The following is a 14240-nucleotide window of genomic DNA, read 5'->3' as shown; positions in this document are numbered from 1 at the left end:
TGTGGGGTTCGGTGAGTTATCGGTGTGGTACCGGGTGGAGGAGAGGGAGAAGCGTGGAGCTCGACATGTCGGCCGACGAACTGAAGTCGGCGCTGAACCGGCTGCGGCGTGCCCAGGGGCAGCTCGCGGGAGTCATCCGGATGATCGAGGAGGGCCGGGACTGCGAGGAAGTGGTCACCCAGCTCGCCGCCGTCTCCCGCGCCCTGGACCGGGCCGGGTTCTCGATCATCGCCACGGGGCTGCAGCAGTGCATGACCAGTGACGACCCCGAGGTGCGCGACTCGGCACAGATGCGGGCCCGGCTGGAGAAGCTCTTCCTCTCCCTGGCCTGACGTCGGCGGTCGGCGGGTCACAGTACCGCCGTCACGCCCATCGCCACGGCCACGGCGAGCAGCACCGCACCGAAGACGCGCCGCAGCGTCCCGGCGGAGACCTTCGCGGCCAGCCGCCTGCCGTCCCACGCGCCGAGGACCGCGGCCGCCAGGAACGGCAGGAGCAGGGTGAGGTCCAGGTGCACGGAGGAGTACGCCCGGGCGGCCAGGGCCACCAGCGCGTTCGCCCCGACCACCAGCAGACTCGTGCCCACCGCGGCGCTCATCGGCACCGCGAGGACGGTCACCAGCGCCGGTACCGCCAGGAAGCCGCCGCCGACCCCGAGGAAGCCGGTCACCGCGCCGAGACCGGCCCCGGCCCCGGCCGCACGCGCCCCCGACACGGTGCCGTTCTCGCGCGGCGCGCGGCGGCCCAGCATGTGCAGGCCCGCCAGCGCGGCCAGGGCGGCGAACAGCAGCGTCAGCACCGTCGCCGGGACCCGCGAGGACAGGGCTCCGGCCCCGGCCGCGGGCAGCACACCCGCGGCCGCGAACAGCAGCCCGGCCCGCCACCGCACGGCTCCCGCCCTGGCGTGGGCCACCAGAGCGGTGACCGACGTGACGATCACGACGACCAGGCTCGCGGTGGTCGCCGCCGCCGGGGTGAAACCGAGCAGGTAGACGAGCGCGGGCACGGTGAGGATGCTGCCGCCCGCCCCCAGCGCGCCCAGGGACACACCGGCCGCGGCACCGGCGAGCAGGGCGAGGATCAGCGGCGTCATGCCGCGGTGGCGTCCGAGGGCGTCACGAGCGGCAGCCCCGCCCCGGCCGCCGCGGCGAAGCCGTCGTCGACCGCGACCACCTCGCGCCCGGCGGCGTCCAGCACGGACGCGGCGACCGCCGCGCGCATCCCGCCCGCGCAGTGCACCCACACCGTGCCCGGCGGCACCTCGGCCAGGCGCCGGTGGATCTCGTGGACGGGCAGGTGCACGCTGCCCCGGACCCACCCGTGGGCGCGTTCCGCGTCCCGCCGTACGTCGACGACCACCATGTCGTCCGCGCCCTCCCGCCGCGCCGCGGCCAGCTCGGCGAAGGTGGCGCGCCGGAACGAGCCCGGGCGCTCCCCCTGCGCGACCCAGTCGGCCGGGGAGCCGACCGCCGCCGCGGCCGGGCGGTCGATGCCCACCCGGGCCAGCTCGCGCTGGGCGCGGGCCAGGTCGTCGGCGTCGTGCGCGAGCAGCGTCACCGGCCTGCCCCACGGGACCATCCAGGCCAGGTAGGTCGCGAGCTGACCGTCGACCTCGAAGTTGAGCGACCCGGCGACGTGTCCGGCGGCGAAGGCCACTCGGGAGCGCAGGTCCACGACCCACTCGCCGGCGGCCAGACGCCGGGATATCTCGTCCGCGTCCGCGCGGCGGGGCTCGGTCAGGTCCAGGGGAGCGGGGCCGTCACTGTTCACCGGCGCCATGTGGGCGTAGTAGGCGGGCACGTCGTCCAGCCCGGCCAGCAGCTCCCGTACGAAGCTCTCCACGTCCTGGACGAGCGCCGGGTTGGCGGCCTTCTCGGCGCCGATGGTGCTGTGCTCGCCGCCGGAGGCCGAGGAGGAGCAGAAGCTGCCGAAGCCGTGCGTGGGCAGCACGCTCACGCCGTCCTCGAGCTGCCCCGCGAGACGGTGTGCGGAGGCGTGCTGCGCGCGGGCCAGCTCCTCGGTCAGCCGCGGCTCCACGAGGTCGGGCCGGCCCACGGTGCCGATCAGCAGCGAACCGCCCGTGAAGGCGGCCACGGCCCGCCCCGCCTCCTCAAGGACGTACGAGGTGTGGTGCGGGGTGTGACCCGGTGTGGCCACCGCCCGCAGCTCCAGCCCCGCGTCGACCGGCTCCACGTCGCCGTCGGCCACCGCCACGCGTGCGTACGCCACCTCGGCCCCGGCCGGCACCAGATAGCGCGCGCCGGTGAGGCGGGCCAGCTCCAGGCCGCCGGTGACGTAGTCGTTGTGGACGTGGGTCTCGGCGACGGCGGTGATCCGCACCCCGCGCCGGGCGGCCGCGGCGACGACGCGGTCGATGTCCCGCGGCGGGTCCACGACCACGGCCGAGCCGGGGCCGCCTGCCAGGTAGCTGCGGTTGCCCAGTCCCTCGGTCTCCAGGACGTCGACAAAGAACACGGCACGCTCTCCTTCCGCTTCCGAATTACCCCCTGGGGTATCTCTCCCGCCCACCGTAACAGATATACCCAGGGGGGTATTCTCGATGCTCGTGCGGCACGTCACGGGCCCGCCGCCCCGACGCACCGGAGCCCCGCCGTGAATCCTGGGCAACTCCTGTGTGAGCCAGAGAAGTTGGGGTACCCGGTGCGTCGGCACGGTCGACACCGGGGTCGGCGCCGGTGACGGCCGTGCTGTTCTCGTCACGCACCGCCGCCCACCGCACCGCCGCCCACCGCACCGCGGCAACGGCGCTCCGTGACCCGTTCGGGACACCACGTGACCCGAACGGCCCTCCCGGGTACCCGCCCGGTCGGCGCAGGGTTGGGATGTGGACGGGCACCCCGTGCCCGCGCGCCCCGACCGGCTGTCCCGACACGGAAGGACCACCGATGTCCGTCGACACGCAGCAGGCGCCCACCGAACTCACCGACGAGGAGCTCGCCGGCCTGGACGCCCACTGGCGCGCCGCGAACTACCTCGCCGTCGGCCAGATCTACCTGATGGCCAACCCCCTGCTGGCCGAACCCCTGCGCCCCGAGCACGTCAAGCCGCGCCTGCTGGGACACTGGGGGACCTCACCCGGCCTCAACCTGGTCCACACCCACCTCAACCGGGTGATCAAGGCCCGCGACCTCGACGCCCTGTGCGTCTGGGGCCCCGGCCACGGCGGGCCCGCCGTACTGGCCAACGCGTGGCTGGAGGGCTCGTACACCGAGACCTACCCGGACATCACCCGGGACGCGGCCGGCATGGCCCGGCTGTTCAAGCAGTTCTCGTTCCCCGGCGGCGTACCGAGCCACGTCGCGCCCGAGACGCCGGGCTCCATCCACGAGGGCGGCGAGCTGGGCTATGCCCTCTCGCACGCCTACGGCGCCGCCTTCGACCACCCGGACCTGGTGGTCGCCTGCGTGATCGGGGACGGCGAGGCGGAGACCGGACCGCTGGCCACGTCCTGGCACTCCAACAAGTTCCTCGACCCCGTGCACGACGGCGCCGTCCTGCCGATCCTGCACCTCAACGGCTACAAGATCGCCAACCCGACGGTGCTCGCCCGCCTCCCCGAGACCGAGCTGGACGAACTGCTGCGCGGCTACGGACACGACCCGATCCACGTCACCGGCGACGAACCCGCCGCCGTCCACCGCGCGACCGCCCGCGCCATGGACAGCGCCCTGGACCGCATCGCCGCGATCCAGCGCGCCGCCCGCGAGGAGGGGGCCACCGGCCGCCCCCGCTGGCCGATGATCGTCCTGCGCAGCCCGAAGGGCTGGACCGGCCCCGCCGAGGTCGACGGACAGCCCGTGGAGAACACCTGGCGCGCCCACCAGGTGCCGCTGTCCGCCGTACGCACCAACCCGGAGCACCTCGCGCAGCTGGAGCGGTGGCTGCGCTCCTACCGCCCCGAGGAGCTGTTCGACGACGCCGGGGCGCCGCGGCCCGCCGTCCTCGCCGCGGTGCCCGAGGGGTCCCGCCGGCTGGGCGCCACCCCGTACGCCAACGGCGGACTCCTGCTGCGCGAACTGCCCGTGCCCCCGCTGGAGAAGTACGCCGTGCCCGTCGAGGAACCCGGCGTGCGCATGCACGAACCCACCCGGGTCCTCGGCGACCTGCTCCGGGACGTCATGGCGGCCACCGCCGACCGGCGCGACTTCCGCCTCGTCGGCCCCGACGAGACCGCCTCCAACCGGCTCCAGGCCGTCTACGCCGCCAGCGGCAAGGCCTGGCAGGAGCGGACGCTGCCCGTCGACGAGGACCTGGACCGGCACGGCCGCGTGATGGAGATCCTGTCCGAACACACCTGCCAGGGCTGGCTGGAGGGCTACCTCCTCACCGGCAGGCACGGACTGTTCTCCTGCTACGAGGCGTTCGTCCACATCGTCGACTCGATGGTCAACCAGCACGTCAAATGGCTGCGCGTCACCCGCCGCCTGCCCTGGCGCGCACCCATCGCCTCCCTCAACTACCTGCTCACCTCGCACGTGTGGCGCCAGGACCACAACGGCTTCTCCCACCAGGACCCCGGCTTCGTCGACCACATCCTCAACAAGAGCCCCGAAGCCGTACGGGTCTACCTGCCGCCGGACGCCAACACCCTGCTCTCCGTCGCCGACCACGCGCTGCGCAGCCGCGACTACGTCAACGTGATCGTGGCGGGCAAACAGCCCTGCTTCGACTGGCTGACCATGGACCAGGCCAAGGCACACTGCGCGCGCGGCGCCGGCGTCTGGGACTGGGCCGGCACCGAGGACGGCAGCCGCGAACCCGACGTGGTCCTCGCCTGCGCGGGCGACGTACCGACCCAGGAGATCCTGGCCGCCGCCCAGCTGATCCGCCACCACCTGCCCGAGCTCGCCGTGCGCGTGGTCAACGTCGTCGACATCGCCCGTCTGCTGCCCAGCGGTGAACACCCGCACGGCATGAGCGACTTCGAGTACGACGCCCTGTTCACCGCCGACAAGCCGGTGATCTTCGCCTACCACGGCTACCCCTGGCTGATCCACCGGCTCGCCTACCGGCGCACCGGCCACGCCCACCTGCACGTGCGCGGCTACAAGGAGATCGGGACCACCACCACGCCGTTCGACATGGTGGTCGGCAACGACCTGGACCGCTACCGCCTCGTCATGGACGTCATCGACCGCGTTCCCGGCCTCGCCGTGCGCGCGGCGGCACTGCGGCAGCGGATGGAGGACGTCCGGCAGCGGCACCACGACTGGATCCGCGAACACGGTGTGGACCTGCCCGAGGTCGCCGACTGGACCTGGGAGGCCCCGCGGTGACCGCGACCCCGTCGACCTGGGACTACGACCACTACGACGCCGCCGAGGAGCGGCTGCGCGAGTCCCTGTGCACCCTCGGCAACGGCTACTTCGCCACCCGCGGCGCGCTGCCCGAGTGCGCCGCGGACGACACGCACTACCCGGGCACCTACGTGGCCGGCTGCTACAACCGGCTCACCTCCACCGTCGCGGAGCGCGAGGTCGAGAACGAGGACATGGTCAACCTCCCCAACTGGCTGCCGCTGCGCTTCAGGCCGACCGGAGGGGACTGGCTCACGCCCGACACCGCCGAGGTGCTCGACCACCGCCAGACCGTGCACCTGGACTCGGGCGTCCTGGAACGGCTCACCCGCTTCGGTCTCGACGGGGAGCGCGTGCTGTCCGTACGCCAACTGCGGCTGGTGCACATGGCCGACCCCCACCTCGCCGCCCTGCGCACCGAGTTCACCGCCGACGGCGGCCCGGTCGACCTGGAGGTGGAGGCGGTCCTCGACGGCGGCGTCACCAACTCGGGGGTGCCGCGTTACCGGGACCTCGACGGCCACCACCTCACGCACGTGCACACCGGCAGCGCCGACGACGACACGGTGTGGCTGCGCTGCCGGACCCGCACCTCGGACATTCGGATCGGCATGGCCGTCCGCACCACCGCCGACGCGCCGGTCACCGCGGCCCGCGAGCACCTGTGCGTCACCCAGCGCGCCGCCCTGCGCGCCGAACCGGGCCGCACCGCCACCGTCGACAAGGTCGTGGCCCTGCACACCTCGCGCGACCCGGCGATCAGCGACCCGCTCCAGGCCGCCACCGAGCGGGTCTCCGAAGCCCCCGGCTTCGACGACCTGCTGGTGGCGCACCGCGCCGCCTGGGGCCAGTTGTGGCGCCGCGCCGAACTGGAGGTGCCCGGCGAGGCGGGCAGCATCCTGCGCCTGCACCTCTTCCACGTGCTCCAGACCCTGTCGCCGCACACCGCCGACCTCGACGTGGGCGTACCGGCGCGCGGACTGCACGGCGAGGCCTACCGCGGCCACGTCTTCTGGGACGAGTTGTTCGTCCTGTCCTATCTGAACCTGCACTTCCCCGAGGTGTCCCGGGCCCTGCTGCACTACCGGCACCGCCGCCTGGAGAGGGCCAGGACCGCGGCCCGCGCCATCGGCAGGCGCGGCGCGCTCTACCCCTGGCAGAGCGGCAGCGACGGCCGCGAGGAGACCCAGCGGCTGCACCTCAACCCGCGCTCGGGCCGCTGGCTCCCCGACCACTCCCACCTCCAGCACCACGTGGGCTCCGCCATCGCATACAACGTGTGGCAGTACTGCGAGGCCAGCGGCGACGCCGAGTTCCTGCACACCAAGGGCGCCGAGATGCTGCTGCAGATCGCGCGCTTCTGGGCCGACTCCGCCACCTGGGACGAACGCCTCGGGCGGCACCGCATCCGGGGCGTGGTCGGCCCCGACGAGTACCACGAGGCCTACCCCGGCGCCGACCGGCCGGGTCTCGACGACAACGCCTACACCAACGTCACCGCCGCCTGGGTCCTCTCCCGCACCCTCCACGTCCTGGACGACCTGCCCGAACCCCGCCGCCGTGAACTCGTCGAGCGCACCGCGCTGGACGACGCGGAACTGGAACAGTGGGACAGCGTCTCCCGCACCCTGCACGTCCCCTTCCACGAGGGCGTCGTCAGCCAGTTCGAGGGGTACGGCGACCTCGCCGAACTCGACTGGGAGGGCTACCGCGACCGGTACGGCGACATCCGGCGCCTCGACCGTCTCCTGGAGGCCGAGCACGACAGCGTCAACAACTACCAGGCCTCCAAACAGGCCGACGTCCTCATGCTCGGCTACCTGTTCTCCCCCGCCGAACTCCGGTCCCTGTTCCGTTGCCTGGGCTACACCCTCGACGAGCGGACCTGGCAGCGCACCGTCGACCACTACCTGGCCCGCACCAGCCACGGGTCCACCCTCAGCGGACTCGTCCACGGCTGGATCCTGGCCCGCGCCCGCCGCGCCGAGGCCTGGGACTACTTCCAGGAGGCGCTCAAGGGCGACGTCGCCGACCTCCAGGGCGGCACCACGGGCGAGGGCATCCACCTCGGCGCCATGGCCGGCACCCTCGACCTCGTCCAGCGTGGCCTGACCGGCCTGGAGACCCGCGCGGGCGCCCTGTGGCTGGACCCGGTGCCACTGCCGGAACTGTCGTCGTACGGGTTCTCCGTGCGCTACCAGGGGCACTGGGGCGTGCGGTTCCGGCTGGAGCACGGCCGGCTGGAGATCGCCGTGCCCGCGGCCGGACCGCTGCCGATCGACGTCCGGCTGCCGGACCGCGAGGTGCGTCTCCAGCCGGGGGACACCTGCCGGCTGGTGCTGCCGGACTGACCTGGCCCGCCCGTCGGCCGGTCGGTCAGCCGGTCAGCCGGTCAGCCGGTCAGCCGGGCAAGGGGTACGCCACCGTGCGCGGGGACCCGTCCGGGCTGCCGTCGGTGTAGGTCAAGGTGATCCGGGTGAAGTGCGACTGGCCCGTGCCCCGCTCCCCGCCCGTCGGCATGTCGAGCCGCACGGTCACCGGGTAGGAGTGGAAGGCGCCCGCGGCGCAGTACGGGTCGCAGTCGTTGACGGCGTTGGTGCCCCGGCCCACCGCGGCCTGCGCGTCCCAGCGGAACCAGCGCAGGGAGACCAGTCGGCTGTTGCCGTCCCCGCAGGCGAGCACGTACGCCTCGGGCCCGATCTGCGGCTGCCCGGCGCAGTCCACCAGCACCGGATCCCGCGTCTGCTGGGTCGGTGCCGAGGGCTGTGCCGACGGCGCGGCGGAGGCCGTGCCCAGGGGTACTGCGAGCGCGGCGGCGGCACAGAGAGTGACCGCTGCCCTCATCGGGTTCCTGCCCATGTCTGCTCCCGCCGTCTCGGGGTCGCTTGTCTCCGCTTCCCGTTTTCCCCGTTCGACCGTACGACCGCCTCGGTGAACGCACCACTCGTACGGAGCAGCGGGCGCGGCTGCGAGGCCGCCGACCTGGGCGTCCGCCCGGCCGGCCGGTTCGTGCGACAAGACGCCCATTGCATCCCCCGTGTGGTCCTCGCGCCGGCCCGCAACCGCCGTGCGTCCCCCGGTGTCTCATGCCGTCAAGAACGGCGACCCGACCGGGCGCCCCTTCACGTGGAGGACCGCGGTATGCACCCGACGACTGCTCCGACCGCCGCCGCCCCGACGCACTCGCGCTCCCGCGACGCGCGGGGCGACTTCCTGCTCCAGCCGCCCGACCCCGCCCGGCGCGTCCCCTGCCGCGTCGACCCCGTCGACCTGCGCCGCCTCGACCTGCTCGCCCTGCTGACCGCCGCCGGCATCGCGCCCTCGGCCGGGGACCGGGCCGCCATCGAGCAGCTCAGCGTGCTCCCCGGCAGCGTGCACACGGCACTGCACCGGTGGCTGGAGCAGGCGTACGGGTTCTGCCGCTGAGTTCGCCGAGGTCAGAAGTCGACGGGGTCACGCACCAGCGGACACGTCATGCAGTGCCCCCCGCCGCGGCCCCGGCCCAGTTCCGCGCCCACGATGGTGACGACCTCCACCCGGGCCTCGCGCAGCAGCGCGTTGGTGAGGGTGTTGCGGTCGTAGGTGAACACCACACCCGGTTCCACCGCGACGGCGTTGTTGCCGCTGTCCCACTGCTGGCGCTCGGAGGCGTAGGCGTCGCCGCCGGTCTCCACCACCCGTAGCTTCGGCAGCCCGAGAGCCTTGGCGACGACGTCGACGAAGGGTGCCGAACCCTCGTCGACCACGTCGAAACCGGGGGCCCGGTCGCCGGGCCGCAGCGAGAAGGTGTGCACCGCGTCCATGATGCGGGGGTAGAGGGTCACCACGTCGCGGTCGGCGAAGGTGAAGACCGTGTCCAGGTGCATGGCGGACCGCAGCTTCGGCATTCCGGCGACGACGACGTGCTCGGCGGCCCCGCTGCGGAACAGCGCGGCGGCGACCTGGGTGACGGCCTGCCGGGAGGTGCGCTCGCTCATGCCCATGAGGACGACCCCGTTGCCCACCGGCATGATGTCGCCGCCCTCGAAGGTGGCCTGCCCCCAGTCCCGCTCGGGGTCGCCCCACCACACCTTCGAGCCCTTGAAGTCGGGGTGGAAGGTGTAGATCGCCTTCATCAGCAGCGTCTCGTCGTGCCGCGCGGACCAGTAAAGCGGGTTGAGGGTGAGACCGCCGTACAGCCAGCAGGTGGTGTCGCGCGTGTACAGGGTGTTGGGCAGCGGCGGCATCAGGTACTCGCGGGCGCCGGTGGACTCGCGGGCCAGCGCGAGGTGCGGGGAGCGGAAGTCCTCGGGCAGGTCACCGGTGGCGAGCCCGCCGACGAGGTACTCGGCGAGTTCCCTCGGCGAGAGGGTCTCCAGATACGTCCGGGCCGCGTCGATGAGTCCGACGCCGACCTGATTCGCGGTGATCTTCCGGTCCAGGAGCCACGCCTTGGCCTCCGGGAGCGCCATGATCTGCGCCAGCAGGTCGTGCAGCTCCACCACCTCCACCCCGCGCCGGCGCAGTTCACCGACGAAGGCGGCGTGGTCGCGCTGGGCGTTCTCCACCCACATGACGTCGTCGAAGAGCAGCTCGTCGGAGTTGGTGGGAGTGAGCCGCCGGTGCGCGAGACCGGGGGAGCACACCAGGACCTTGCGCAGCCTGCCGACCTCGGAATGGACGCCGAGCGCGGGGCTCACGGCGCTCTCGTTGCTGGTCACACGGCCTCCTGGAGGGATGCGTACGAGGGAAACGAGCGGGGAAGACGAGCGAGGGAAACGAGCGGGGGAGACGAACGGGGAAGACGAACGGGGGACAAGGAGTCACAGGCTGATCCACCCGGCCACCAGGGCGAGGAGGCCGACCGCCGCGCCGGTCGCGGAGACGGCCAGGACGACCAGTTCCCCCGGCGAGAACAGCCGGCGGCCCTGCTCCCGGCGGGCCATCACGAACAGGACGGTCGCCGGGGCGTAGACGACGAAGGACACCAGCACGAACTTCAGCCCCGCCGCGTACAGCAGGAACGCCGTGTACAGCGTCGCGACGACACCGACGGCCAGCTCGCGCCGCGAGGTGCGGCCGCCCTCGGTGCGCGGGTCGTCCCGGCTGCCGATCCGCACCGCGAAGGCCGCCGCCAGCAGGTACGGGATCAGGGAGAGGGCGCTGGTCAGGTTGAGCGCGAAGTCGAAGGCGTCGCTGGAGAAACTGGTGGCGATCAGCACCAGCTGGGTGAGCAGCGACGTCATCAGCAGCGCGGGCACCGGCACGTCGGCGGCGTTGGCACCGCGCAGGAAGCGCGGCATGTCGTCGTCCTTGGCCGCGACGAAGAGCACCTCGGCCGCCATCAGCGTCCAGGCCAGATAGGCGCCGAGGACCGACACGATCAGACCGACGCTGATGAACACCCGGCCCCAGGTGCCGACGGCCGCCTCAAGGACACCCGCCATGGACGGCTGGCGCAGGTCGGCGATCTCCGCCATCGGCATGATGCCGTACGACACGATGGTCACCGAGGCGAAGACGGCGAAGACGCTGAGGAAGCCGAGCACCGTCGCCCTGCCCACGTCGGAGCGGCGGCGGGCGTGCCGGGAGTAGACGCTGGCGCCCTCCACGCCGAGGAAGACGAAGACGGTCGCCAGCATGGTGCCGCGCACCTGTGAGAACAGGGAACCCGCGTAGTCGGCGCCGCCGAAGTTGTCCGCGAAGACCCCCGGATCGAAGTACACCAGGGCCAGGACCACGAAGAAGACGATGGGGACGAGCTTGGCCACCGTGACGATCCGGTTGATGGCCGTCGCTTCCTTCACCCCGCGCCGGATCAGCCAGAAGAACGCCCACAGCCCGGCGGAGGACAGCACGACCGCCACGGCGGTGTCCCCGTCTCCCAGCTCCGGCCAGATCGACCCGGCGGTCGACATGATCAGGACCCAGTAGGTCACGTTGCCCACGCACGAGCTGGCCCAGTAGCCGAAGGCCGCGAAGAAGCCGAGGTACTCGCCGAAGCCCGCCTTGGCGTACGCGTACACGCCCGCGTCCAGGTCGGGTCTGCGCACGGCGAGGGACTGGAAGACGAAGGCCAGCGTCAGCATGCCGGTGCCCGCGATCGCCCAGGCGATCAGCGCGCCCGCGACGCCGGTCTCCTCGGCGAAGCGCCCCGGCAGCGAGAACACCCCGGCGCCCACCATCGACCCGACGACCATGGAGGTCAGGGTGAACAGACCCACCTTCGCGGCGGGCGGGGTTGCGCCGTCGACGTCGGAAGCAGCGGCCTGCGACATGCCGTCCCTCCGGATGGCCGATCGATTGTGACCACTGTGCAACATGTGGTGGCTCGGGGCATCTTGTTCGCGGTCAGCCGTGCAGGGCCAGGTAGGGGGCGAGCGCGAGCAGCGTCGTGATCAGGGCGTACTTCAGATGGCGGGTGGGCAGCGCGTGCGCGATCCGCCAGCCCAGCAGCACCCCCGCCAGCTCGGGAACCCCGACCAGCACCGCCAGCGGCCAGTCGACGGCCCCCTGGGCCAGGTAACCCACCGTGCCCACACCGGCGATGACGACGGACTGCGCCTGCGCCGAGGCGAGGGACTCCAGCACGGGGACGCCCAGCGCCACCAGCAGGGGGACGGTGAGCATCGGCCCGCCGATGCCGACCACCCCGGCCGCGACGGCCACCGCGCAGCCCATCCCCGCCACCACCGCCGTCGGCGGGTGGGCCTGCGAGGCGGCCGGACGGCGGTGCTCGCGGAACCACACCAGGCCCGCCACGCCGGCCACGAACACACCGAGCACCAGCCCGAACATCCGCTTGGACACATACGAGTTGACCAGGACGCCGAGCGGGGTCCCGGCGACCGCGCTCACCGCGAGGACCAGTGCCGTGCGCCGGGTCCCGGGCTCGCGCAACTGCCCGGAGCGGGTGTAGGCGGCGGTCGCCAGGATCCCGGTGGCGACATGGGTGACGATGGCCGTCCCGGCCACTTGCGCCGGTGTCAGGCCGGTCAGGGCGAACAGACCGATGGTGGGCAGCACACCGCCCGGCCCGACGGCGGTGATGCCCACTCCGCCGACCAGTCCCAGCAGCCCCAGGGCCACCAGTACGGGCACACTCGCACCGGCCATCACCGGCCTCCTCTCATGGGGTCCGCGGCTCTCATGGGCTCCGCGGCCCAGCCCGGTGCAGCGTGGCGCGCAGGGCCATCCGGTCCGCGCGGATCCGGATCGACTCCGCGTCCACCGGCCGGCCGTCCGCCAGCCGGGTCAGCCGTTCCAGGGCGAACACCGCCGCCCCGGGCTCGATCCCCAGCAGCCGTGCCGTGCCGGGGTCCGCGTTGACCGCGTGCACGGCCACCTCGGCGCGCCCGAGCCGGGCGCCCGCGGCCTCCTCGATCAGGTCGAACACGTCCCGGTCCCGCAGGTCGCCGGAGAGCACGGCACGGCCGACGTCGACGGTCAGATAGCTGCTGTCCAACGACAACGGCAGCCCGTCCAGCCACCGCAGCCGCTCCACGTACACTCCGCCCGCCCCGACCGGCAGCTCCAGCCGGGCGGCGATCGCGGCGGGCAGCGACGGCACCTCCGCCGCGACCCGCACCTCGTTGGTCACGGTGCCGCGGCCGGTCAGCTCCTCGGCCAGCCCGGTGAGCCGGTCGAGACCGTGCCCGTACTTCGGCAGCAGCACCGTCGTCCCGACCCCGCGCCGCCGGGTGATCAGGCCCTCCTGGCGCAGCAGGGCCAGGGCGTCCCGCACCGCGTTGCGCGAGGCCCCGAACCGGCGGCCCAGGTCCCGCTCGTCGGGCAGCACGCCGTCGGCGAAGGCATCGTCCGTGATCTGCTGCCGCAGCGCGTCGGCCAACTCCCGGGCCCGCTCGGCGCGCGGCCGTCCCCCGTGGTGGTCCATGCCGCTCACGGTAACCCGAGTCATGTTTCGCCGAAGTTACGCCACCCTCATTGACCTGCGGAAACGACTGACCTGCGGGTTCGCGGGGAGCGTGGCGCGCTTCGCCACCCGGCCGTCGGCGCGCTCACTGCGCGGTGCGCAGATCCGCACCGCGTCTGGACAGGCTGAGGACGCCCACGACGACCAGTGCCACCCCGAGCAGTTGCGGCACGACCCACCAGTCGCCGCGCACGTCCTCGCGGTAGAGGACCACGCCGAGCAGCAGGCTCACCGTCGCGTCGCCCAGGGTGAGGGCGGGCTGGGAGGCGACGAGCGGGCCGCCCTGCATGGCGTGCTCCAGCAGCAGCACGGCACACACCCCGGCCACGGCGAATCCGTAGGTCTGCCAGGCGGTGAAGAAGCCGACCACACCGTCGGAGTCCAGGGCGCGCATGGAGTCCTTCATCAGACCGGCCGTCAGCGCGTAGCACACCGCCGTGGCCGCGCCGAGGCAACCGGCACGGGCCTTGCCGACGGGGCGTTTGAGGCCCGCGGCGGCCAGCAGCACGGCCGCCCCGGCGCAGGCCACCAGGGCCGGTACCCAGCGGTCCAGAGGTACTTCGGCCTCGCCGCCCTCCGGCGCGGCCGAGGCGAGCGCGACACCCAGCCCCACCACCACCCCGCCCACGGCGATCCACAGGGCCTCCGGCAGCCGGTTGCCGGTCAGCAGCGAGGCCAGCAGCAGGGCCAGCGGAAGTTCCAGCACGAACAGGGGCTGGACGAGTGACAGCGGCCCCGTCGCCAGGGCCACCGCCTGCCCCACGCCGGCCACCACGACGGCCAGCATTCCGCCCAGCCACACGGGCCGCCGCAACAGGTCGAGGACGAGCCCGGGGCGGAATCCCCGGGACTGCGGCACGCTCAGCGCGGCGCGCCGTTGGAGCACGGTGGCCAGCGCGTTGCTGAACGCGGCGAGGAGTGCGAAGAGCACCGGCAGGACAACACCCATCCACCGATACTCACCCCGAATCCCCCCGGCCGCGCGCCCGCGGACGGGGACGCAGGGGGCG

12 protein-coding genes are annotated in these 14240 nt (G+C 73.1%); 4 read left to right on the top strand and 8 right to left on the bottom strand.

Translation table 11 applies throughout. The features are described 5' to 3' along the window. The first annotated feature begins 53 nt into the window (after nt 1-53). Complete coding sequence (locus ACH4D3_RS27750) at nt 54-332, top strand: metal-sensitive transcriptional regulator (protein WP_398327222.1); 279 nt, start codon at nt 54-56, stop codon at nt 330-332. A gap of 17 nt (nt 333-349) precedes the next feature. Here ACH4D3_RS27750 and ACH4D3_RS27745 read toward each other — a convergent pair whose 3' ends face one another. Together ACH4D3_RS27745 and ACH4D3_RS27740 are read right to left on the bottom strand one after the other, a co-directional pair. Next, nucleotides 350-1093 carry a sulfite exporter TauE/SafE family protein gene (locus ACH4D3_RS27745; RefSeq protein ID WP_398327219.1) on the bottom strand — a complete coding sequence of 248 codons (744 nt, stop codon included), beginning with the start codon at nt 1091-1093 and terminating at the stop codon, nt 350-352. After that, entirely contained in the window at nt 1090-2475 is a 1386-nt protein-coding gene (locus tag ACH4D3_RS27740; protein WP_398327216.1) for a rhodanese-like domain-containing protein, read from the bottom strand. The genes ACH4D3_RS27745 and ACH4D3_RS27740 overlap by 4 nt, the downstream gene beginning before the upstream one ends. Before the next feature lie 431 nt (nt 2476-2906). Between ACH4D3_RS27740 and ACH4D3_RS27735 the strand changes: the two genes are divergently transcribed. Continuing rightward, a complete protein-coding gene (locus ACH4D3_RS27735) occupies nt 2907-5297 on the top strand; it encodes a phosphoketolase (RefSeq protein WP_398327213.1) in 2391 nt (796 codons plus the stop codon). After that, nucleotides 5294-7669 carry a glycoside hydrolase family 65 protein gene (locus ACH4D3_RS27730; RefSeq protein WP_398327210.1) on the top strand — a complete coding sequence of 792 codons (2376 nt, stop codon included), beginning with the start codon at nt 5294-5296 and terminating at the stop codon, nt 7667-7669. Before ACH4D3_RS27735 ends, ACH4D3_RS27730 begins: the two co-directional genes overlap by 4 nt. A 49-nt stretch (nt 7670-7718) precedes the next feature. Here the strand turns inward: ACH4D3_RS27730 and ACH4D3_RS27725 are convergent, their stop codons facing one another. Beyond that, on the bottom strand, nt 7719-8177 hold the full coding sequence (locus ACH4D3_RS27725; RefSeq protein WP_398327207.1) for a hypothetical protein: 459 nt from the start codon (nt 8175-8177) through the stop codon (nt 7719-7721). A gap of 282 nt (nt 8178-8459) precedes the next feature. Between ACH4D3_RS27725 and ACH4D3_RS27720 the strand changes: the two genes are divergently transcribed. After that, complete coding sequence (locus tag ACH4D3_RS27720) at nt 8460-8744, top strand: hypothetical protein (RefSeq protein WP_398327205.1); 285 nt, start codon at nt 8460-8462, stop codon at nt 8742-8744. Nucleotides 8745-8755: 11 nt separating this feature from the next. Here ACH4D3_RS27720 and ACH4D3_RS27715 read toward each other — a convergent pair whose 3' ends face one another. The 5 genes from ACH4D3_RS27715 to ACH4D3_RS27695 all read right to left on the bottom strand — a co-directional run bounded on the left by ACH4D3_RS27715 (nt 8756) and on the right by ACH4D3_RS27695 (nt 14179). Continuing rightward, entirely contained in the window at nt 8756-10018 is a 1263-nt protein-coding gene (locus ACH4D3_RS27715) for an arginine deiminase (protein WP_398327202.1), read from the bottom strand. A 102-nt stretch (nt 10019-10120) separates the two neighbouring features. Continuing rightward, a complete protein-coding gene (locus ACH4D3_RS27710; protein ID WP_398327199.1) occupies nt 10121-11575 on the bottom strand; it encodes a basic amino acid/polyamine antiporter in 1455 nt (484 codons plus the stop codon). A 73-nt stretch (nt 11576-11648) separates the two neighbouring features. Beyond that, a complete protein-coding gene (locus tag ACH4D3_RS27705) occupies nt 11649-12413 on the bottom strand; it encodes a sulfite exporter TauE/SafE family protein (RefSeq protein ID WP_398327196.1) in 765 nt (254 codons plus the stop codon). A gap of 31 nt (nt 12414-12444) precedes the next feature. Beyond that, on the bottom strand, nt 12445-13215 hold the full coding sequence (locus tag ACH4D3_RS27700; RefSeq protein ID WP_398327193.1) for a GntR family transcriptional regulator: 771 nt from the start codon (nt 13213-13215) through the stop codon (nt 12445-12447). 100 nt (nt 13216-13315) lie between these two features. Next, nucleotides 13316-14179, bottom strand: a complete 864-nt coding sequence (locus tag ACH4D3_RS27695) for a DMT family transporter (protein WP_398327190.1) — start codon at nt 14177-14179, stop codon at nt 13316-13318. Between the last annotated feature and the right edge of the window lie 61 nt (nt 14180-14240).

This window comes from Streptomyces sp. NPDC018026 (assembly GCF_044327745.1).
GTDB lineage: Bacteria > Actinomycetota > Actinomycetes > Streptomycetales > Streptomycetaceae > Streptomyces > Streptomyces rubrogriseus.
This window is presented reverse-complemented; position numbering and strand designations above follow the sequence as displayed.